We start from the raw sequence: 21,681 nt of genomic DNA on the forward strand, positions 1-21,681 counted from the left end.
TTCGTCATGAACCGAATCGTACATCAACTCCGCAAAAGACCGAGTTCTTGCCCAGCCTCGTCGGGTCGATTTGTCGCAGGCCTTCACCGCAGATCGTCGTTGCGGGGAGGGACAGCGACGGCTTGGCCACCGTAAACGCGTACTAGCGAAAGTACGTGAGGAACTCCGTCGAATCGAGCGGCTTCGCGATCGAGATCTTCACGGTTCTCTCCGGCTTCTGTCTCACCACGTACATGTCCATGGGCGTCGCGGCGGAGAGATTGCGCTCCACCATCTGTCCGGTATCCATGTTGATCGCCATCGCTCCGCAGTCGTGGAAATCCACCGTACCGTAGTCCGGAAGCTGCAGCGGTGTTGGATCTGGCGCGTCCGCCGGCCTCTCCATCACCCATTCTGCCGTCGCTCCCGGCACCTTGAAGGGATGCCCCGCGTCAGTCAGTGGCGCGGTCTGGAAAAACTGCACGGATCGGCTGGTTGTGAGATTCGTGATCACGAATGAAACCCCGGTGCGGTCGTCCGCCACCTGCATGAAGCACATGATCAAATCGCCGGCGTGAATTTCTGGCGAAGCGAGCGTCGTGGGATACGCTTGAGCCGGGACATCCCGGACCCACCATTGCCACCAGGCGGAGAACGACTTCTTCGGCGCCCCCGAGCCCGGATCGATATTCTGCGCTGTGCCGATCTGCGGGAGGGTTGATCGGTAATAGCGACGCTGCCCATCGAGACCGATCCACGTGGAGCTGTGATACTTCTCCGTGGCTCGGCCTCCGGCAGGCGGATTTGGTGTCGGGACCTGGAATTTCCCCCAGATTGATGAAAACACCGTGCCATCCCTCGGCGTGATGTAGACGCCGGACCAATTGGAGCTGCTTTGTCGCCGCGGCAACGGAACGAAAAATCTGCGGCGGAGTGTCGGGACAGGAGGAAGGACTTCGAAATCGAAAGCCTCGAATTGCACCGGCGGCGCAAACATCTCCTGCCAGAACGCATACTCGGCGGGCTGAAGCGCGGGGTCCGGCCGCTTTGGGAATCCGAGCGTCTTCAGCTCTTCTTGCGGCGCTTTCAACGGGTCAAACCCGGGGGGAGGGCGAACGCTCCTCGTCGAATCCGTGACGATCTTCTTCAGGCGCTCGGGGTCAAATGTCGGGCTCTGCCCGTCGCCCGTACTCATTGCCATTCACCTGCGGCAGCCGCGATCGCACCGTCAAACATCGGCACGGTGCCTGGTGTCAGGATGACGGTGTTAAGCAAATCCGCAATCCTGGCGCCGCCTTCGGAGTCCTTCGGATAATGCACACCGGCAATCTCGCGGTTTCGCGCGATCGTATCCGCCAGAATCGACAAGTCGGATCTCAATACGGCCTGGTCAGCCGCAGGCATCGTAGATGCGGCCAATACCCTGAGCACGCAGTTCTTCATGAAATGCGCCTGTGTGGAATGCCCGCTTGGCCACGATGAGTGGCCGGGGACGGGGATCGGCGGCAGCAATGCGGGACAGATCTGCGATGGTCTCGGCAAATCGTACTTGTCCTTGAAATACAATGCCGCAAAGGATCCAATGAGACTTGCGATATGCAATACGCGCCAGGTTTGCGGATGCGAACCCGGCCTGGCCGTGAGCACAGCCAAGAAATCCGTGAAGAACTCAACGTCCTGCGAGAGGATGCCAGCCATGGCATCCGGGCGTTCATCCCGCGCGGCAAGCACAAGGTTGTTTATGTAGAGGTTGTAGTTGGCGACCAGGTCATTCCGAATCGTCGTGAGGGTCGCGTCCCCATCGATGGTCGTCGCCCAGCCGGGGACTTTGGCCACCATCTCATGCAAGACGCGCCATGCATACCAGTTCGCCGACCATTGCCGGCTGCCGAAATGCGCTGGTGGAGTCCGTCGTAGGCTGCCAAGCTCGTTTTCGCCGGCAGGATCAAGCCGTGTGACGAATGGCAGGTCGACGCGGTCTGAAATGAACCAGCCATCACCACCGACGCTGCCGGTGTTTCCGGTGTTCCCGGTATTGCCGGTGTTTCCCGTATTGCCCGTGTTGCCCGTGTTGCCTGTCATGACGTCTCTCCCTCTTTCGGCAGTTGTCGCCAGCAATACAACTCAATCAGGAAGGCCCGCCGATCGCAGGTGCCTGAGCCAGGTTTCCAACGCAGCGCCGCGAAAAGGGCAGCGTCTCGCGTAGGACGATACGCGGAAGTCCGGTTGAATCTCGAGGTAATGGCGCGCCGCCTCCGCGGCTTCTTCACGGCGGCCCAAGGCGCCGAGCGTGACGATGAGCAGGCGCTGATTGAAGCGAATGAGCCCGTTGCGGTTCAGCGCGCCGCGCACCCATTCCAATGCCTGCTCATAGTCGCCATTCACGTAATGAGCTTGGCCGAGCAGCCCTTCGTGCCAGAACGAGCGGGCGTCGAGCGGCGAAAGTCGCACGCCCTGCTCACCCTGGCGCACTGCGGTGGGGCCGTCACCAAGAAAGCCGGATGTCGCGCTTGCCATGGTCCAGGCCATGGCGGAACTCGGCCCCGCGGCAATTGCGCGCTCCAGGGCAATCTTTGCGCTCTGAAAGTCATGGAGCAAGAATGACTGGACATGGCCATACACCGCCAACGCGAACGCATCGTCACCGCCGCGTTCGATAGCCTCCCTGGCATATAGGGCGCCAGCGGCGGCATCGCCGTCCGGATCGGGCGATCCCATTTCTCCGATCCGGAACACGTACCAAAGAGCAACGTAGGAATAGGCCAGAGCAAAATTCGGGTCGTGTGATATGGCCTGCTCGAGCAGGCCACGGGCCTTCGAAAACGAGTCGTAGTCCATTCGGTACAACAGATCGAGTGCCTGCAATACGAGATCGTAAGCAGTCAGATTCTGCGGATGTTTGCGCATCGCTCGCATCAGCTCCCGCTCGCGAACCTGCGGTGCGATGTGTCTTACAACACTGATGGCAATGCGATCCTGAAGGGCGAAGAGTTCGCGAAGGTCGCCTTCGTGCAAATCCGAGCGAATGACTTCGCCTGACTCGGCATCACTGAGCTCGGTCACGATGCGGACCGTCGTCATCGTTCTCTGAATCCCCCCATAGAGTACGTACCGAACCCCGAGCTGACGCCCGATCTCGCGCACGTCGATATTGCGGCCGCCAAAACCAAGGCTGGACCCGCGGGATACGACGAAGAGCTCCTTGAGCCCGGCAAGGCCGCGAATGATGTCGTCGACAACGCCATCAGCGAAGTACCCCTCCTCAGGGGTGGCCAAGTTCATTCGGAAAGGCAGAACCGCAATCGAGGGGCGAGGTTCCGAGCCCACCAGAGCTTCGCCAACCAGCTTCGCGGGCTGCATGGACGGATGGAGCGCATATACGCGGACGGGGCGGCCCATATTGCGAAGATGCAGATCGCCAAGATCAATCACGCTGACGTCGAAATCCTGGCCGAGCTGCTCCGCAACGGCGCCCGAAACAACAACGCCACCCGCCTGCGCATAGTTTTGAAGGCGTGCTGCAATATTGACACCCTCGCCATAGACGTCATTTTCTTCAACGATAATGTCCGCAGCATTCAACCCTATGCGAAAGCTGATGCGCTCGTCAGCGGGCATCCCCGCCGTATTCAAAGCGACCGCTTCCTGCAGCGAAAGCGCACAGCGCGTCGCGTCTCGCGCGGTATCGAAGGTTGCAAGGAAGCCGTCGCCGGTGTTCTTGACGATCCTTCCCTTTTGCGCCGCTACACCAGGGTCGAGGACTTCCGAGCGCAGCTGCATGAGCCGCGTATGAGTGTTCTCCTCGTGCGCCTCCATTAAACGTGTATACCCAACCACGTCAGCGGCAAGAATTGCCGCAAGGCGTCGTCGAACTTCCGGCACCGATGGGGTCATATTATTGAAACTTCTGCGAAATTTTTATTGATGCTTCCCTGAATGCGAGTACGAAGAATTGGCTGCCTGTTCGAAAAGAATATCTGCATCAAGTTCGCAAAGGAAGTCATGATCGGCAGGGTTGTGTTGCGCTCTGCGAGTGCACTATTGCTCATGCAACGTTGCAGAAGACCTTCGTCGGCACGCTACCGCAATACCCGTGACAACGTGGCGCGCGAGTGCGGGTTGGAATATGCAATTTGTGCCTCGAGCACCTAACACGAACATCCCTCCATGCGACTTCCCTTCTTCTACGGCTGGATCATCGTCGCGGTGACGTTTGTCACCATGGCGATCGGCGTCAATGCGCGTACGGCGTTCTCGCTGTTCTTTCCGCCGATCGTCAGCGAGTTCGGCTGGGAGCGCGGCGTCACGGCCGGCGCGTTCTCGTTCGGCTTTGTGGTATCCGGTGCCGTCAGCCCGCTGATCGGGCGGATGATGGACCGCGGCGGGCCGCGCGCGGTGATGGAGCTTGGCGTCGCACTGATGGGCGGAGGGCTGTTGCTGGCGCCGCTGACGACGCAGCCCTGGCATCTCTATCTCACGATCGGCGTGCTGGTCGGCGCCGGCAGCGTCTGCCTCGGCTATTCCGGCCAGTCGCTGTTTGTGCCGAACTGGTTCGTCCGCCGCCGCGGACTGGCGATCGGTCTAGCCTTCGCCGGTGTCGGCATCGGCTCGGTGACGCTGTTGCCGTGGGTGCAGCATATGATCGAGCAGAGCGGCTGGCGCACCGCCTGCACCGCGATGGGCATCCTGGTGCTGGTCGTGCTGGCGCCGATCAATTTGTTGCTGCGCAAGCGCCCGGAGGACATCGGATTGCGGCCCGACGGCGACGCGGCGCCGACTGCCGCGTCGGCCAAAGTGGCATCGAATGTCGTCGATCCCGTATGGGCCGGCATCGACTGGACGCTGCGGCGCGCGCTGCGGACCGCGCGGTTCTGGTGGATCGCGGTCGGCTATTTCTGCGGCCTGTACATCTGGTACGCGGTGCAGGTGCACCAGACCAAATTCCTGCTCGATATCGGCTTCAGCTCCAATGTCGGGGTCTGGGCACTCGGTGTCGTCAGCCTGCTCGGCATTCCCGGCCAGATCTGGCTCGGGCACCTGTCGGATCGCATCGGCCGCGAGTGGGTGTGGGCGATATCGTGCATTGGCTTCGCGGTCTGCTTTGCAGCGCTGGTGGCCCTGAACTACTGGCCGACGATGCCGCTCGTCTATCTCATGGTCTTCACGCAGGGGGCGCTTGGTTACGGCCTGACCTCGGTGATGGGGCCGGTCGTGCTGGAGATTTTCCAGGGCAAGCATTACGGCAGCATTTTCGGCACCGTCATGCTGGCCGCGCTGGCCGGCGGCGCCGCTGGACCCTGGGCCACCGGCCAGTTGTACGATTTGTCGGGCAGCTATACGGCCGCGTTCGCGGTCGGCATTGCCGTGAGCCTGTTGTCGGCGATCGCGATCTGGCAGGCCTCGCCCGGCAGGGTGCGTGCCGTCGCCGGACAGATGCACAGGGTCCAGGGCGTCGCGTGATCGCGATCAGCTGGGCGAAAGTCCCATTGAACGCTGCAGATCGGTGATGGCGCGCAGGAAGCTGTCAGGCGGCGTGGTCTCCGGATCGATCAGGCGGTGCAGGCGGAAGCCGTCTTCCAGCGCCAGCACGACCGCACCGGTCCATTCCGCGTTGAGCGCGCCGTTGCGGCCCGACTTCTTCAGCGTCGTTTCGACGATGTCGGCGACCAGCTTGCGTCGCGCGCGCAGGCGCTTGGCGAGTTCCGGACGGCGCTTCTCGGCGCGCGCCACGAACAGGATCATCTCCATGTGCAGGAGCGGAGAGCGGCCGAGCGGATCCTGCCGGCTACGGTCCATCGTCCTGAGCGCCTCGAGATAGTCGTCGAGGTTGTTGTGCTTCGCGAGCAGGTCGAGATTGCGCCGGATCGACTGCTCGACATGGTCCTCGAGCATCGCGATGATCAATTCGTCCTTGCTCTTGAAGTTCGAGTAGAAAGCACCGCGCGAAAAGCCCGCGGCGGCCGCGATCGCCTCGATGCTGGCGCCGCCAATTCCCTCGTTCTCGAACACCTGCGCCGCCGCCTCGAACAGCTTCTCGCAGGTGTCGTCCCGTGTCGGTCTGGTTCGTACCCTTGACATCGGCGCAATTTAGGGCAGAATGCAACTCGATACAAGAGTGTATCGAGTTGCAAGTGCCGAGCGAGAGGGAGCGGACCAACGCAAGTCCGGCCCTGAGGATGACACCAAGGCGCGCCAGCATGCAGGCATCGGCGCGGCAACCCAGCGAGGGTCACCATGAACGAGCATGTCCAGAAGGCGAACAGCGAGCCGCTTTTCAACCCACTGGCGCCTGAGTTCATCCGCAACCCGTATCCGTACTACGAGCGGCTGCGCAGCATGGACCCGATGCACGTCAACGCGCACGGCGCCTTCGTGGCGAGCCGTCACGCCGAGGTGAGCCTCGTGCTGCGCGACAAACGTTTCGGCAAGGACTATGTCGACCGCACCATTCGCCGCTACGGCCCCAAGATCATGGACGAGCCGATCTTCCGCAGCATGAGCCACTGGATGCTGCAGCAGGATCCGCCCGATCACACCCGCCTGCGCGGCCTTGTCGTGAAGGCCTTCACGGCGCGCCGGGTCGAGGACATGCGTCCGCGCATCCAGCAGATCGTCGACGAGACGCTCGACCGCATCATCCCGCAGGGCAAGATGGACCTGATCGAGGATTTCGCCTTCCGCCTGCCGGTGACGATCATCTGCGACATGCTGGGAATCCCCGAGGAGCATCGCGAGGCGTTCTACAAGGGCTCCCGCGACGGCGGGCGGATCCTCGATCCGGTGCCGCTGACAGCTGAGGAGATCAAGGAGGGCAATGCCGGCAACGCGATGGCGGCGATGTACTTCCACCAGCTGTTCGAGCTGCGCCGCAAGCAGCCCGGCGACGACCTGACCACGCAACTGGTGCAGGCCGAGGAGGACGGCCAGAAGCTCACCAACGAGGAGCTGACCGCCAACATCATCCTGCTGTTCGGCGCCGGCCATGAGACGACCGTCAACCTGATCGGCAACGGCCTCCTGGCGCTTCATCGCAACCCGGATCAGCTCGCGCTGCTCAAGGCCAATCCCGGCCTGATCACCAACGCAATCGAGGAGTTCCTGCGCTACGATTCCTCCGTGCAGCTCACCGGCCGCGTTGCGCTCGAGGATATCGAGGATCTCGGCGGCAAGCGCATCCCGAAGGGCGAGAGCGTCCTGTGCCTGCTCGGCTCGGCCAATCACGATCCGGCTGTCTATCCCGACCACCCTGAACGGCTCGACATCAAGCGGCCGAACGTGAAGCCGCTGTCATTCGGCGGCGGCATCCATTTCTGCCTCGGCGCCCAGCTGGCGCGGATCGAGGCGGAGATCGCGATCTCGACCCTGCTGCGCCGGATTCCGGACCTGCGGCTCGATGACGCGGAAAATCCGGAGTGGCGGCCGACCTTCGTGCTGCGCGGGCTGAAGCGCCTGCCTGCGAGCTGGTGACCCGTAGATTCCGGGGTACTCACGACGGCGGCCGCACGCACGCGCTGTTGAGTGAAAACATCGCTCTGCCTTTGGTGGCAGCAGCAAAGCTGCTGTGACTTCGCCATACTTGTCTCTATATATTGGACTGCTCCGGCTCGGCTTCGGCGTGGGCAGGCTGCCGCGGAGCGGGCTCAAAGGGAGACACCGTGCAGACGACACTGCTCGGCCTGGCAATCGCCTTCATCCTTGCGCTGGTGGCCGCGCTGGTGGGTCCGTATTTCGTCGACTGGAACCAGTTCAGGCCGCAGCTCGAGGCGGAGGCCACCAAGATCATCGGCGCGCCGGTCCGTGTCGGCGGCGAACTGGACGCGCGCCTGCTGCCGGCGCCCTCGCTGCGGCTCAGGACCGTCACCGTCGGCGGCGCCAACGACCTCGGCAAGGTCCGTGCCGACAAGCTCGACGTCGAGTTCAGCCTGGGTTCGCTGATGCGCGGTGAATGGCGTGCCACCGAGCTCACCATCAACGGCGTATCGCTCGATCTCGGGCTCGATCCGAAGGGGCGGATCGATTGGCCGGCCTCGATCGGCACGTTCAATCTGGCCTCGCTCGCGATCGACCGGCTCAATCTCACCGGCCGCGTCGCGCTGCATGATGCGTCGAGCCGCTCCACGCTCGAGCTGAGCGATATCGCCTTCGGCGGCGATGTCCGCTCGCTTGCCGGCGCGATCCGCGGCGACGGCAATTTCATGTTCGAAGGGGCCCGCTATCCGTTTCGCATCTCGTCGGGGCGGGGGCCCGACGGCAACGGCACGCGCGTGCATCTCAATGTCGATCCGGGCCAGCGCCCGTTCTCGGCCGATCTCGACGGGGTCCTGAATTTCGAGGCCCGCGCGCCGCGGTTCGAGGGAGCGGTGACGCTGGCCTCGCCCAGTCAGCGCGGCCAGGGCGACGAGCCGCCATGGCGGATCGCCGCCAGGGTGAAGGCCGACCATTCCGCCGCGCGCCTCGATCAGGTCGAGGTAAGCTACGGCGCCGAGGAACGCGCGCTGAAACTCGCCGGCAGCGGCGATATCCGCCTTGGCGCCTCGCCGCTGCTGCGCGCCGCGCTATCGGCGCGCCAGCTCGATGCCGACAGGTTTGCGGCCAGCGACGGCGGCAAGGATGGCAACGCGGAGCCGGCGCGCGTGCTGCCCGCCTTGCGCGCCGTGCTGTCGGGCCTGCCGCAAAGCCCGATGCCCGCGCAGATCGAGCTCGCGACCGAGCAGGTGATGCTCGGTGGTCGTCCGCTGCAGGATATTTCCGCCGAACTCGCGTCAGATGCAAAATCCTGGACCGTACGCCGGCTGGACTTCCGCGCACCGGGGGCGACGCGCGTTTCGATGAGCGGCGCCGGCGCGCAAGGCACGTCGCGCGACAGCTTCAAGACGGCGCTCACGATCGAATCGTCCGATCCCGACGCGCTGATGACCTGGCTGCAGGGCCGCGGCGACATCGCCTATCGCAGCCAGAAGCCGCTGCGGCTGCGCGGCGACGTTACGGCGTCTGCGGCCGGATTTGCCATCGACGCAATGAAGGCCGAGATCGATGGTGGGGCGATCGAGGGCCGCGTTGCGGTCTCGCGCCGTGAAGCGACCGACGGATCGAAGGTCGAGGCGCAGCTGAAGGCGGAGCGACTGGATCTCGATGCAACCGCGGCCTTGATCCGTTCGCTGGCGGGACCGCAGGCCGAATGGCCCGACGAGGCGCGGCTCTCGCTGGATATCGGCCGCGCGATCTCCGCGGGCCAGGAGTTGCGGCCGCTGATCGCGAGGATCGGCTACAGCCCAAAGGAGATCGTGCTCGACCGCATCAGGATCGGCCAGCCCGACAACGTTACCCTGGAAGGCGGCGGCAGTTTCGACCGCGTCAGCACAACCGGCAAATTGGCGATCGATGCATCGGCCGCGTCGCTCGGGCGGCTTGCAGCGAGCATCCAGCCGTTCGCGCCGTCGCTCGCGTCGCGGCTCGGCGCGCTCCAGAGCGATTCCGGTCCGGTCCACGCAAAGCTCGCGCTCGATCTCAACAAGGGCAAGGGGCAGGCCACCGATCGTGCCGCCATGCAGGCGACGCTCGACCTCGATGCGCCGCAGGTGAAGGGACGCGCGGTGATTTCGGCGACGCCGCCGCTCGCGACGATCCGCGCGCTCGATCTCGATGCGCTCGGCCGCAGCGACGTCGCGGTGGACACCAAACTTTCGGCCGATCAGGGCCGCACGCTGCTGGCGCTGCTCGACCTCGACAGCGCGATAGCGGCCGGCGCGGGCCCCGCGCAGTTCGAGGGCACGGTGAGCGGCGCATGGCGCGCGCCGCTGCGGCTGAAGGCGAAGCTCTGGGGAGCCGGACTCGATGCCGACGCCGAGGGGTCGATCGAGCCCTGGGCGCAGGAGGCCAAGGCCGGCGTCAATCTGCGCGTCCGTAGTGCCGACATCGGCCCGCTGCTTGACCTGAAATCACCTGATCAAGCCGCAAACATCCGTCTCTCGTCGCGCGTCGCGCTGGCCGGCCGCAGGCTGATCTTCGACGATCTCGACAGCATCGTCGCCGGCTCGCGGCTGCGCGGTCGCCTTGCGCTGACGCTTGCCGATGAGAAGAGCATCGAGGGCGAGGTCGGTCTCGATCAGATCACGCTCGCGCCGATCTTTGCGACCGCGATCGGCGCCGCCGGTCACGATGGAGCCGAGCCGCTCAATGCGGGCCTGACCAAAGGCTGGCGCGGCAAGGTCGCGTTCGAGGCGCTGCACGGCGTGCTGCCTGGCGGCGCCGAGCTGCAACCGGTCAGTGGCATCGTCAGGGCCGATGGTCAATCGCTGACTTTTGACGGCATCAAGGGCAAGATCGGCGGCGGCGAGGCAAGCGCCACCATTGAGGCGCGCCATGGCGCGGGCGGCCTCACCGTGAACGCGAATGTTCAACTCGCGGGGGTCGACGGTGCGGCGCTGCGCTATCGCAATCTCGCGATGCCGAAAGGTCGCGCGTCGATGCAGATGGCGCTGATGAGCCAGGGCCGCAGCGCTTCGGCGCTCACCGGCGCGCTGTCGGGGAGCGGCACGGTGACGCTGGAATCGATCAAGCTCGCGGGGCTCGACCCGCGCGTTTTCGACGCCGCGATCCGCGCCAGCGACCTCGGACAGGCAACCGACGATGCGCGCTTGAAGCAGATCGTCGAGCCCATGCTCGCCGCCGGCACCTTGTCGATTGCGTCAGCACAAATTCCGTTCAACATCCGAGACGGCCGTATCCGTGTCGGCGCGACGACGCTTGCCGCCAACGGCGCCAACGCCATCGTCTCCGGTGGTTACGACATTCCGGCCGATCAGGCCGACATCCGCGCTGCGCTGGCCTCGACACTCGTCGGCACCGCCAACAATCGGCCGGAAATCCAGTTGCTCGCCGTCGGCACGCCCGACGGGCTGACGCGCAGCATCGATATCGCCGCCTTGTCGTCCTGGCTCGCGGTGCGCGCGATCGATCGCGAAACGCGCAGGCTGGACGCGATCGAGCGCGGCGAGCCGCCGCCACCGCCCGAGCCGTTGCCGGCCGCGCTCCCGCAGCCGACCGAGCCGGCAGCGGAAACGCCGGATCCCGCTTCCGCCGCCTTGCCACCGGGTGAGGTGCCGATCCCGGGCCGCGATCCGCGCCGCGTGCCGCAGAAGCCGAAGGTCGTGGCGCCGCGTCCGCCGGTCGTGCCGCCGGTTGCCACGGCGCCGCCGGCGCCGGTCGCGAGCCAGCCGCAGGTTGCGCCGCTGCCGCCGCCGATCGAGGTCAAACCTGCGCCCGGGGCGGCCAAGCCAAAGCCGCGTCCGCCGCTGTCGCTGACGCCGCAAGTCGCCAATCCGCCGCCGCGGCCGGCGGTCCAGAACTAGCGCCTGTCGGTTCCGACAATCGGGACCGGACTCCGCGGGCGCGCATGACGCGGTCTCGTCACGTCGACCAAAACCAGTGCATCAGTGCAGGAGGTGAAATCAGGACAGCGCGCGAGCAGAGCGTTCGCATGCGATGCCGCTATCGACGGACGCCCCATGGCTCATCGGCCGGTCCGTATTCGATGGCGATGCCCGCGCCGGTGACGCGACGAATCGCGTCATCGAGATCATCGACCTCGATCGTCAGATCGGGCACCCGAGTCGCCTTCGGAAACGAAACTGATTTGAACGCGCATTGTTTCGGATGAGCCATAAGTCGCAACCCAACCGAAATCCATTTACGGAATGAGTCCGAGCATATCCTGATAGAAAGGCTTTCGCGGCCGTCACGTCAGCGGCTGCAATGTCTGCGACGATGCGTTTGATTTTCATCGCCCACCGTTCGCGCAACAAAAAACGTCGCATGCCTTGGAACATGCGACGTTAGAGGTGATTTCAGGACGATGCTGCTAGGCCTGCTGCCGCGTATCCAGCTGCTGCGGCCTTGCTTCCGGCACGGCCGGCGTCGCACGAGACCGGAAATAATCCAGCACAAAGAGGCGGATCGCCGAAGAAAGGTTGCCCTGCTGGCGATTGCTGTCGATTTCACCAACCAGTTCAGAGAGCGTCATGTTCCGCAATCCGGAAATCTCCTTCATGCCGTTCCAGAACGCCTCTTCGAGGCTGACGCTGGTCTTGTGGCCGGCGACGACGATCGAACGTTTGACGACGGGGGACTTCATGATGCGTCTCCACCATCGATACGGTGCTGATCGAGCAGGCGATTGGTGCGCTCGCTGATCATTTCGTCGCGCGCGCGCTCGGACTTGGTGCGGCCAAACAGCGCACGATTGGCTTCAGCCTGCTTCGCCGCCTGTTCGCGCTCGCCGCGCTTCTTGAAACGCTTCAAGTTGACCACGTCCCCCATGCTCGTTCCCATCATCCATTCACTCGACTTGGTGGCACAATGTGACGAAAGCAAGAGTGGTCGCGCTGCGCGCCAGGCTCGACATCCATCCATAATTCCTCGTTTGATGCGTCGTGATAGCATCAAAAAATCGATTTCGCTCTGCGAAAACGCAACGTCTGTTCGCTGTACCATGCGTCAACGCAGAGCTGATAGATGACTTCCCTCATTCTTTAGGCGTTATGGTCTATAATTATATCACGCACGCGAGCCCGTACTTTTCCGGTCCTCGGCGCGCTCACTCAGCCTGGGTGTGTCATTTTGTCCGGCTGCACCAGGCGATCAAATTCATCTGCAGACACAAATCCAAGCCGCAATGCTTCTTCCTTCAGCGTCGTTCCGCGCGCATGCGCCGACTTGGCGACCTTCGCGGCGTTGTCGTAGCCGATCTTCGGCGCAAGCGCGGTCACCAGCATCAGCGAACGTTGCATCAACTCGCTGATGCGCTTTTCGTCGGCGCTTATTCCGACAACGCAATGCTCGGTGAACGAGCTGACAACGTCGGACAGCAGCTGAATGGAATTCATCATACAATATGCCAAAACGGGCTTATACACGTTGAGCTCGAAATGCCCCTGGCTGCCGGCGATCGTGATCGCGGTCTCGTTGCCGAATACCTGGCAGCAGACCATGGTCATCGCTTCGCATTGGGTCGGGTTGACCTTGCCCGGCATGATCGACGAGCCCGGCTCGTTCTCGGGCAGGATCAATTCGCCAAGGCCGGAGCGCGGGCCCGAGCCGAGGAAGCGAATGTCGTTGGCGATCTTGAACAGCCCGGTCGCCATTGAATTGATCGCGCCGTGCACGAACACGTAGGCGTCGTTCGAGGCCAATGCCTCGAACTTGTTCGCGGCGCTTGTGAACGGCAGCCGGGTGATCTTGGCGACGTGCCTGGCAAACGTCCTGGCGAATTTCGGTTTTGAGTTGAGGCCGGTGCCGACCGCCGTGCCGCCTTGCGCCAGCGGAAACAGATCCTTCACGGCACTGCGCAGCCGCGCGGTGCCGCTTTCGACCTGCGCTGCGTAGCCGGAGAATTCCTGGCCCAATGTCAGCGGCGTCGCATCCTGGGTGTGCGTGCGCCCGATCTTGACGATCTTTGCAAAGGCCTTCTCCTTCCTGCGCAACTCGCCGTGCAACTCGCCAAGCGCCGGAAGCAGATCGGCGATGATCGCTTGCGCGGCCGCGATATGCATCGCGGTCGGGAATGAATCGTTCGACGACTGGCTCATGTTGACGTGATCGTTCGGATGGATGGGCTTCTTGGCGCCGAGTTCGCCGCCGAGCATCTGGTTGGCGCGGTTGGCGATCACCTCATTGAGGTTCATGTTCGTCTGGGTGCCGGAGCCGGTCTGCCAGACCACCAGCGGAAAATGATCGTCGAGCTTACCCTCGATCACTTCTTTCGCGGCGCGGACGATCGCACTGGCGCGACGTGCGTCGAGCAGGCCGAGCTCGCGATTGGTCAGCGCTGCGGCGAGCTTGACGATGCCAAGCGCATGGACGATCGCGATCGGCATCCGGTCGTGGCCGATCCTGAAGTTCTGCCGCGAGCGTTCGGTCTGCGCGCCCCAGTAGCGGTCGGCGGGCACGTCGATCGGACCGAAGCTGTCGGTCTCGCTGCGGGTCGTTGCCTTTGTTCTTGCTGATCGAGCCATCGATGCTTTCCGTTGCGTCATGCGAGCATGATCCGGAAACGCGGAACGAACCGGTGCTTCCCCCACGGCAGGCGCAAAGCACCCACCCGGAGATCGTGCTCAGACAGAGAATAGTCCGGGATGACGCGCGGTCATTCCGACCTTGGGAGGAGCATCCTACAGGGGCGAGGCTTGATCGGCGCTTAGATTATTTCTTGCGGAAACGATCGAGCCGAACCACTTCGGCGCCCTCGCTGGGCTTCTCGGGCTCATCCGGGCTCTCAGCCGCGGGCCGAGCGGGCGGCGCGGGCAGGGGCGTCGCCGGCGTTGCGGCCGGCACCTTCGCCGGCGGCTCTTCCGATACGGCATCCGACGCATCGAATTGCAGGTCGAAAGGTGCCGACGGGTCGAGGAAGCGCGTCACGGCGGCAAACGGCACCGTCAGCCGCTCGGGAATTCCGCCGAACGACAGGCCGACCTCGAACTTGTCCTCCGTCACCACCAGGTCCCAGAACTGGTGCTGCAGGATGATCGTCATCTCTTCCGGATATTGCGCAAGCAGCCGCGGCGACAGCTTCACGCCGTCGGCGGTCGACAGGAAGGTGATGTAGAAATGGTGCTCGCCCGGCAGGCCGTGTTCGGCGGCGTCGGCCAGGACCCGCCGCAGCACCCCGCGCAGCGCGTCGCGCGCCAGCACGTCATATCGGATGTGATCGGTCGCCATGGGGTATCCTGTCGCTTTCGAAAGTGGCCTGCTGGTTTGGCGCCGCCGGACCGCCCGACTCGCCCCTTTTTGGCCATGCTACCCTGCCGGGAGCCGGAAATCAGCAGGGCGGCCGCGGAAATGCGAGCACACGGCCCGATCTGGAATGAAGTGGAGGCTTCTGTTGCCAGGTGCCTCCGGACCCCGCCTAGCGGAGCTTAACCCGCTAGGACTTTAAGATGGTCTTTCAAACTGCGTTACGCAGCCTGAGCAACCGGAGCAAAGTTGTCGTTGGCAACTATTGCAATGGCCCGATATCGGCGGAACCATACCGAGAAAAAACACGCCCTTTACGCCCTCGTCGATCCTATTTCGCCCCCGCCGAAAACCACCTGAGGCGATGGGTTTGGGTGGAGGCGCCGGGTACCGCCCCCGGGTCCGAATGGTTTATTGCGACGGTCATTTATTTCCATAGCCGGCGAACCGGCACCCCCAATATAGGCGCCAAACGCCGAGAAAAACAGAGCCGATTCAGGGCCCTTTCAGGGTGTGAAAAACACGCCGATTTGGGTTGGTGGGCGCCCCGCCGCCACTCTAGATTTGCGCCATGCCTCCGGATCCTCCGCCGGCCGCCGCCCCGGCGCCGGACGTTCCAGCTCCAAATCCGCCCCATCAGCCCGGCCTGTTCGAGCTGTTCATCGCCTTTGCCAAGATGTCGCTGGCCGGTTTTGGCGGGGTCCTGGTCTGGGCCCGCCGCGGCATCGTCGAAAAGCATCGCTGGATGACGGCGGAGGAGTTCAACGAGACCTTCGCGCTCTGCCATTTCCTGCCCGGCCCGAACATCGTCAACCTGTCGGTCGTGTTCGGCTCGCGTTTCCGCGGCATCGCCGGCGGTCTCGCCGCCTTCGCCGGGCTGGTCGGGCCGCCGATGGTGATTGCGACGATCCTGGCTGCGCTCTACGCGCGTTATGGCGAAATCGACGCCCTTCGCCGCACGCTCGAAGGCGTCTCCTGCGCGGCCGTCGGGCTTTTGGTCGCGGTCGTGCTCAAGATGATGATGCCGCTCCTCAAGCGGCGCGACGTCATCGGCCTTCTCATCCTGGTCGCGGTGTTCGTCGCGATCGGGCTCGTTCGATGGCCGCTGCAGATCGTGCTGCTGGTCGCAATCCCACTCAGCCTTGCGATCACGGTTTTGGCCCGCCGCAGGGTGAAGCCATGACCGCGCCCCCAAATCCGATCGCGACCCTGATCTGGACATTTGCGCTGATGTCGCTGTTTGCGGTGGGCGGGGCTAATTCGGCCATTCCCGAAATGCACCGCGTGGCGGTCGACGTGCAGCATTGGATGACCGACAAGCAGTTCGCCGACGTGTTTGCGATTTCGCAGCTCGCGCCGGGACCGAACGTCCTGATCGTGACGTTGATCGGCTATTCTGTCGCAGGCATCGCCGGCGCAGTCGCGGCGACGGTTGCGATGTGCGGCCCGACCGCACTGCTTGCCTATTATGTGAGCCGCTTCCTCGAGCGCTCGCGCGACGCGCGCTGGCCGGCGATCATTCAGGCGGCGTTGGTTCCGCTTTCGATCGGCCTGATGGCCGCAAGCGCCCTGATCCTGGCGCGGACATCAGATCAAAGTTGGATCGCAGCCCTGATCACCATTGTCGCAGCCGCGCTTGCCTTTGCGACGCGGATCAATCCTTTTTGGATGTTGCTCGCCGGGGGCATCTTGGGTTTTGCTGGCGTTGTGTGACGAAAATCGCTAGCAAGGCTTCGGGCCAGCACCACAAGCCAAAGCCATCCAATCAAAACGGGCGGGACAGCCCTGCCGGGGGGAGTAGCCATGAGTGATACGCCGAGCCACGCGCCGGTCAGATCCATCCTGCCGAAGTGGGTACGTGGTCCGCAGGACTTTGTCGGCGGGGTGGCCCTGATGGCGATCGCCCTGTTCGCCTTGTGGGCCTCGAGCGATCTGCAGGGCATGCACGGATTTTCGTTCGGCGCCGGAACCGCACCGCGGATGTTCGCCGTGCTGCTCCTGATCCTCGGCGCTGTCGTCGCGCTGATGGGGATACTGAACGACGGCCCGCATATCGCGGCCTATTCATGGCGCGGACCGCTGTTCGTGTCGGCGGCGATCGTGTTCTTTGCGCTGGCGATCAGGCCGCTCGGGCTCGTCGTGTCAGCGTTTGCCAGCTTCCTGATCGCCGCCCTCGGCACGTATGAGACAAAATGGCTCGAGGCGATCATCGTCGGCGCCTGTCTGACGCTCGGCTGCGCGCTGCTGTTTCCCTATGTGCTGGGACTTCCGATGCCGATGTTCCCGCGTTTCCTGATCCAGTGAGGGCGTGATGGAACTGTTTGCCAATCTCGCCCACGGTTTTGTCGTCGCCCTCTCGCCGATCAATCTCCTGATGTGCCTGATCGGCGCATTGGTGGGCACGCTGGTCGGCGTGCTGCCGGGCATCGGCACCATCGCCACCGTCGCGATGCTGCTGCCGATCACGTTCGGCCTGCCGCCGGTCGGCGCGTTGATCATGCTCGCCGGCATCTACTACGGCGCACAATATGGCGGCTCGACCACCTCGATCCTGGTCAATATTCCCGGAGAGGCGACGTCCGTCGTCACCGCGCTCGACGGTTTCCAGATGGCCAAGCAGGGCCGCGCGGGCCCTGCGCTTGCGATCGCTGCGATCGGCTCGTTCTTCGCCGGCTGCGTCGCCACCGTCCTGATCGCCGTGCTCGGCGCCCCGCTCACCAAGCTCGCGCTCGCATTCGGTCCGGCGGAATATTTCTCGCTGATGGTCCTCGGCCTGATCTTCGCGGTGGTGCTCGCCAAGGGCTCGGTGCTGAAGGCGATCGCGATGATCGTGCTCGGCCTGTTGCTGTCGATGGTCGGCTCCGACATCGAGACCGGCGCCTCCCGCATGGCGTTCAACATCCCCGAGCTCGCCGACGGCCTCGGCTTTGCGACGGTGGCGATGGGCGTGTTCGGATTTGCGGAGATCATCCGCAACCTCGACGCCGGTGCCGAGATGAACCGCGACCTGGTGCAACAGAAGATCACCGGGCTGATGCCGACCAGGAAGGACTTGGTCGATTCGTCGCCTGCGATCGTGCGCGGCACCGTGCTCGGTTCGATCCTCGGCATCCTGCCGGGCGGCGGCGCGGTGATCGCCTCGTTCGCGGCCTATACGCTGGAGAAGAAGCTCGCGAAGAATCCGTCGCGGTTCGGCCGCGGCGCGATCGAGGGCGTGGCGGCGCCGGAAAGCGCCAACAACGCTGCGGCGCAGACCTCCTTCATTCCGCTGCTCACGCTCGGCATTCCGCCGAATGCGGTGATGGCGCTGATGGTCGGCGCGATGACCATCCACGGCATCGTGCCGGGCCCGCAGGTGATGCAGAAGCAGCCCGATCTGGTCTGGGGCATGATCGCCTCGATGTGGATCGGCAATCTGATGCTGATCATCATCAACCTGCCGCTGGTCGGCATCTGGGTCCGCCTGCTGCGCGTGCCGTACCGGCTGATGTTCCCCTCGATCGTGATCTTCTGCGCGATCGGCATCTATTCGGTGAACAACGCGCCGGTCGACGTCATCCTCGCGGGCTTCTTCGGGCTGGTCGGCTACTGGCTGATCAAGCACGATTTCGAGCCGGCGCCGCTGTTGCTCGGCATGGTGCTGGGGCCGCTGATGGAGGAGAACCTGCGCCGCGCGCTTCTGATCTCGCGCGGCGACTGGAGCGTGTTCGTCACGCGCCCGTTGTCGGCGGTGCTGATGGCGATTGCGGCCGGCCTGCTGATCCTTGCGGTGCTGCCGGCGCTGCGTGCCAAGCGCGATGAGGTGTTCGTGGAGTCCGAGAGCTGAGCGCGCCGGCCCTGCGTCGGCGCGCCGCAGGCGGAAGTCGAATCGACACTCGCGGTCGTCTCGTGAAATGAAAATGCCGGCCGGTTGGGCCGGCATTTTTGTTGGTTGGACGTTCCCAGGGGGATTTCGCGATGATGTCCATTCGCTCGCTTGCGGGCGCGTGCCTTGCTGCGCTGTGCGCCTTGCCGCACCGGCCTCGGCGCAGAATTCTCCGACGCGCAGCATCACCATGATCGTGCCGTTCGCGGCCGGCGGTCCGACCGATGTCATCTCGCGCATCGTCACCGCGCACATGGCGCAGACGCTCGGACAGAGCATCGTCATCGAGAATGTGGTCGGCGCCGGCGGCACCACCGCGACGACGCGCGCCGCGCGGGCCGCCAATGACGGCTATACGCTGATTACAGGGCATATGGGCACGCACGCCGCCTCGCTGCCGCTCTATCCCAAGCTCGCCTACCATCCCGAAAAGGACTTCGAGTCGGTCGCGCTGCTCGCCGGCACGCCGATCCTGATCCTGGCGCGCAAGGACTTTCCGCCGAAGGACCTCAAGGAGTTCGTGGCCTACGTGAAAGCCAATGCCGAGAAGGTCAACGCCGCGCATGCCGGCGTCGGCTCGGTCTCCCACGCGTCGTGCGAGCTGTTAAACTCGATCCTCGACGTCAAGCCGGTCGGCGTGCCCTTCAACGGCACCGGTCCTGCGATGAACGCGCTGGTCGCGGGCCAGGTCGACTATATGTGCGACCAGATCGTCAACGCCGTGCCGCAGATCAATGCCGGCACCATCAAGGCCTATGCGGTCGCGACCGCCGAGCGCAATCCGTCGCTGCCCAACGTGCCGACCACCAGCGAAGCCGGCCTGCCGGCGTTCCAGGCCCAGGCCTGGAACGCGATCTTCGCGCCGAAGGGAACCTCGCCCGCGATCATCGCCACGCTGAATGCGGCGGCGATCAAGGCGCTCGACGACGAAGATGTCCGCAAGCGTCTGCTCGAACTCGGCAGCGTCATCCCGGCTCCTGCCGGCCGCACGCCGGAGGCGCTCGCGGGCCTCGTCAAAAGCGAGATCGCGAAGTGGACGCCGGTGCTCAAGCCGGCAAGTTAGCTAGCGCAATCAAGTGGATAGGGCAGGGGCGGAACACGGTTCCGCCCCTTGTTGTTTGCAATCTGCGTATCATTTTTCCGGGTATAATCGGTGCGAAGTCCCGAATCGGCGTGTCGATCGGCGGCCCCGGCCGCTAAATTCGCCGCTTCCCCGAAGGGCCCGAAAAGACGCCATGAACCAGTATCACGACCTGCTCGAACGCATCCTCGCCGACGGCGCGGAGAAGCACGACCGCACCGGCACCGGCACGCTGTCGATCTTCGGCCATCAGATGCGCTTCAACCTGTCGGCCGGCTTCCCGATGCTGACCACCAAGCGGTTGCCGCTGAAGGCGATCGTGCACGAGCTGCTCTGGTTCCTGGCCGGCGACACCAACATCAAATACCTCAACGACAACGGCGTCACGATCTGGGACGAGTGGGCCGACGCCAATGGCGATCTCGGCCCGGTCTACGGCTCGCAATGGCGCTCTTGGCCTGCGCCCGACGGCCGCAGCATCGACCAGATCAGCAATGTGATCGAGATGATCAAGCGCAACCCGGATTCGCGGCGGCTGATCGTCAGCGCCTGGAATCCGGCCGAGGTCGACAAGATGGCGCTGCCGCCGTGCCATTGCCTGTTCCAGTTCTATGTCGCCAACGGCAGATTGTCCTGCCAGCTCTACCAGCGCTCCGGCGACGTGTTCCTCGGCGTGCCCTTCAACATCGCCTCCTACGCGCTCTTGACGATGATGGTCGCTCAGGTGACGGGCCTGAAGTCCGGCGACTTCGTGCATTCGCTCGGGGACGCGCATCTCTACTCGAACCATCTCGAACAGGCGCGCCTGCAACTGACGCGGCCGACCCGGCCGCTGCCGACCATGACGATCAATCCGGACGTGAAGGACATCTTCGCGTTCCGCTACGAGGATTTCAAACTCGAAGGCTACGACCCGCATCCGCATATCAAGGCCCAGGTGGCTGTATGAGTCGCGGTGTGAGCGTTTGATGTCCCTCACCATCCGCCGCGCGCGGCCCGATGAGGCCGGACTGGTGTACTCGCTGGTCCGCGAGCTCGCCGAGTACGAAAAGTTGCTCCACGAGGTTCACGCCAGCGAGGCTGACATTACGGAGGCGCTGTTCGGCGCCAACCCGCGGCTCTACTGCGACATCGCGGAATGGAACGGCGAGCCGGCGGGATTCGCCGTCTGGTTCGTCAATTTCTCGACCTTCGCCGGCCGCCACGGCATCTATCTGGAGGATCTCTTCGTGCGGCCGGCGCTGCGCGGCAAGGGCATCGGCAAGGCGCTGCTGGTTCATCTGGCGAAGGAGTGCCTCGCCAACGGCTGGTCGCGCCTGCAATGGGCGGTGCTCGACTGGAACGCGCCGTCGATCGCGTTTTACAGGTCGCTCGGCGCCGTCATGATGGACGAGTGGACGATTTGCCGCGTCTCCGGTCCCGCGCTCACCTCACTGGCGGAAGGAGCGCGCTAATGGAGGTCGTGCTCGTCGTCGCGGTCGCGGAGAACGGCGTGATCGGGCGCGACAACGCAATCCCGTGGCGAGTGAAAAGCGACCAGCAGCGCTTCAAGGCGATCACCTTGAACAAGCCCGTTGTGATGGGGCGCAAGACCTTCGAATCGCTGCGCCGGCCGCTGCGGGGCCGCACCAACATCGTGGTGACGCGCGATGCGGGCTACCGCGCCCGCGGCGCCGTTGTCACGACGTCGTTCGAAAATGCCCGCGCGGTCGCGCTTGGCGACGCGCTGCGGCGGTTCGCCACCGAGATTGCCGTGATCGGCGGCGCCGAGATCTACGCCCAGTGGATGGACGTGGCCGACCGGCTCGAGATCACCGAAGTCCATGTTAGCCCAGACGGTGACACGCGCTTTGCCACAATCGATGCGAACGACTGGGAGGAGGTCTCGCGCGTGCGGAATCCGGCCGGTCCGGACGACAGCGCCGACTTTTCCTATGTGACATATCGTCGGCGCCGCCAACGTTAACCAATGTTTGCATTGACAAATATGGCCCGGCGCATAGCTCGTCGAGCCAGGAAGCTTGCG

The 21,681-nt window shown here is 64.1% G+C and carries 17 protein-coding genes, 1 other RNA gene and 3 pseudogenes; 11 read left to right on the forward strand and 10 right to left on the reverse strand.

The window, feature by feature from the left end; genetic code table 11:
- Positions 1-142: 142 nt before the first annotated feature.
- From ACFFWD_RS17545 to ACFFWD_RS17555, 3 genes are read right to left on the reverse strand one after another with little or no spacing between them, the layout of a single operon-like run.
- Entirely contained in the window at positions 143-1,174 is a 1,032-nt protein-coding gene (locus tag ACFFWD_RS17545) for a G1 family glutamic endopeptidase (RefSeq protein WP_376967278.1), read from the reverse strand.
- The gene (locus ACFFWD_RS17550) at positions 1,171-2,061 is read right to left on the reverse strand and encodes a phosphatase PAP2 family protein (protein WP_376967280.1); all 891 of its coding nucleotides are present in this window, start codon (positions 2,059-2,061) and stop codon (positions 1,171-1,173) included. Before ACFFWD_RS17550 ends, ACFFWD_RS17545 begins: the two co-directional genes overlap by 4 nt.
- A gap of 42 nt (positions 2,062-2,103) precedes the next feature.
- Complete coding sequence (locus ACFFWD_RS17555; protein ID WP_376967282.1) at positions 2,104-3,873, reverse strand: adenylate/guanylate cyclase domain-containing protein; 1,770 nt, start codon at positions 3,871-3,873, stop codon at positions 2,104-2,106.
- 273 nt (positions 3,874-4,146) lie between these two features.
- On the opposite strand from ACFFWD_RS17555, the gene ACFFWD_RS17560 reads away from it, so the two are divergent.
- Positions 4,147-5,439 carry an MFS transporter gene (locus ACFFWD_RS17560; protein ID WP_376967284.1) on the forward strand — a complete coding sequence of 431 codons (1,293 nt, stop codon included), beginning with the start codon at positions 4,147-4,149 and terminating at the stop codon, positions 5,437-5,439.
- Between the two features lie 6 nt (positions 5,440-5,445).
- On the opposite strand, the gene ACFFWD_RS17565 is transcribed toward ACFFWD_RS17560, so the two are convergent.
- Positions 5,446-6,057 (reverse strand): TetR/AcrR family transcriptional regulator, encoded by a 612-nt coding sequence (locus ACFFWD_RS17565; RefSeq protein WP_376967286.1) that lies wholly within the window; start codon positions 6,055-6,057, stop codon positions 5,446-5,448.
- A gap of 156 nt (positions 6,058-6,213) precedes the next feature.
- On the opposite strand from ACFFWD_RS17565, the gene ACFFWD_RS17570 reads away from it, so the two are divergent.
- Positions 6,214-7,446, forward strand: a complete 1,233-nt coding sequence (locus tag ACFFWD_RS17570; RefSeq protein ID WP_376967288.1) for a cytochrome P450 — start codon at positions 6,214-6,216, stop codon at positions 7,444-7,446.
- A 188-nt stretch (positions 7,447-7,634) separates the two neighbouring features.
- Positions 7,635-11,330, forward strand: a complete 3,696-nt coding sequence (locus ACFFWD_RS17575; protein ID WP_376967290.1) for an AsmA family protein — start codon at positions 7,635-7,637, stop codon at positions 11,328-11,330.
- A gap of 139 nt (positions 11,331-11,469) precedes the next feature.
- Here ACFFWD_RS17575 and ACFFWD_RS17580 read toward each other — a convergent pair.
- From ACFFWD_RS17580 to ssrA, 6 genes and pseudogenes are all read right to left on the reverse strand, one after another.
- Positions 11,470-11,762: pseudogene (locus tag ACFFWD_RS17580) on the reverse strand (VOC family protein).
- A 77-nt stretch (positions 11,763-11,839) separates the two neighbouring features.
- Positions 11,840-12,112, reverse strand: a complete 273-nt coding sequence (locus ACFFWD_RS17585) for a ribbon-helix-helix domain-containing protein (protein WP_376967292.1) — start codon at positions 12,110-12,112, stop codon at positions 11,840-11,842.
- Positions 12,109-12,297: a DUF4169 family protein gene (locus ACFFWD_RS17590; RefSeq protein ID WP_376967410.1), complete on the reverse strand. Its 189-nt coding sequence runs from the start codon at positions 12,295-12,297 to the stop codon at positions 12,109-12,111. Before ACFFWD_RS17590 ends, ACFFWD_RS17585 begins: the two co-directional genes overlap by 4 nt.
- A gap of 281 nt (positions 12,298-12,578) precedes the next feature.
- Complete coding sequence (gene fumC / locus ACFFWD_RS17595; RefSeq protein WP_376967294.1) at positions 12,579-13,991, reverse strand: class II fumarate hydratase; 1,413 nt, start codon at positions 13,989-13,991, stop codon at positions 12,579-12,581.
- Between the two features lie 187 nt (positions 13,992-14,178).
- Positions 14,179-14,694 (reverse strand): SspB family protein, encoded by a 516-nt coding sequence (locus tag ACFFWD_RS17600; RefSeq protein WP_376967296.1) that lies wholly within the window; start codon positions 14,692-14,694, stop codon positions 14,179-14,181.
- Positions 14,695-14,843: 149 nt separating this feature from the next.
- Positions 14,844-15,200, reverse strand: a transfer-messenger RNA (tmRNA) gene (gene ssrA / locus ACFFWD_RS17605).
- 80 nt (positions 15,201-15,280) lie between these two features.
- On the opposite strand from ssrA, the gene ACFFWD_RS17610 reads away from it, so the two are divergent.
- From ACFFWD_RS17610 to ACFFWD_RS17645, 8 genes and pseudogenes are all read left to right on the forward strand, one after another.
- Positions 15,281-15,892 (forward strand): chromate transporter, encoded by a 612-nt coding sequence (locus ACFFWD_RS17610; protein ID WP_376967298.1) that lies wholly within the window; start codon positions 15,281-15,283, stop codon positions 15,890-15,892.
- On the forward strand, positions 15,889-16,422 hold the full coding sequence (locus ACFFWD_RS17615; protein WP_376967300.1) for a chromate transporter: 534 nt from the start codon (positions 15,889-15,891) through the stop codon (positions 16,420-16,422). The genes ACFFWD_RS17610 and ACFFWD_RS17615 overlap by 4 nt, the downstream gene beginning before the upstream one ends.
- Before the next feature lie 141 nt (positions 16,423-16,563).
- Positions 16,564-17,013: pseudogene (locus ACFFWD_RS17620) on the forward strand (tripartite tricarboxylate transporter TctB family protein); the annotation flags it as partial.
- A gap of 4 nt (positions 17,014-17,017) precedes the next feature.
- Entirely contained in the window at positions 17,018-18,535 is a 1,518-nt protein-coding gene (locus ACFFWD_RS17625; protein WP_376967302.1) for a tripartite tricarboxylate transporter permease, read from the forward strand.
- A 131-nt stretch (positions 18,536-18,666) separates the two neighbouring features.
- A pseudogene (locus tag ACFFWD_RS17630) lies at positions 18,667-19,637 on the forward strand (tripartite tricarboxylate transporter substrate-binding protein).
- A gap of 172 nt (positions 19,638-19,809) precedes the next feature.
- Entirely contained in the window at positions 19,810-20,604 is a 795-nt protein-coding gene (locus ACFFWD_RS17635; RefSeq protein WP_376967304.1) for a thymidylate synthase, read from the forward strand.
- A gap of 19 nt (positions 20,605-20,623) precedes the next feature.
- Positions 20,624-21,109 (forward strand): GNAT family N-acetyltransferase, encoded by a 486-nt coding sequence (locus tag ACFFWD_RS17640; protein ID WP_376967306.1) that lies wholly within the window; start codon positions 20,624-20,626, stop codon positions 21,107-21,109.
- Entirely contained in the window at positions 21,109-21,621 is a 513-nt protein-coding gene (locus ACFFWD_RS17645) for a dihydrofolate reductase (RefSeq protein WP_376967308.1), read from the forward strand. Before ACFFWD_RS17640 ends, ACFFWD_RS17645 begins: the two co-directional genes overlap by 1 nt.
- Positions 21,622-21,681: the final 60 nt, after the last annotated feature.

This window comes from Bradyrhizobium erythrophlei (genome assembly GCF_042430365.1).
Taxonomy (GTDB): Bacteria; Pseudomonadota; Alphaproteobacteria; order Rhizobiales; family Xanthobacteraceae; genus Bradyrhizobium; species Bradyrhizobium erythrophlei.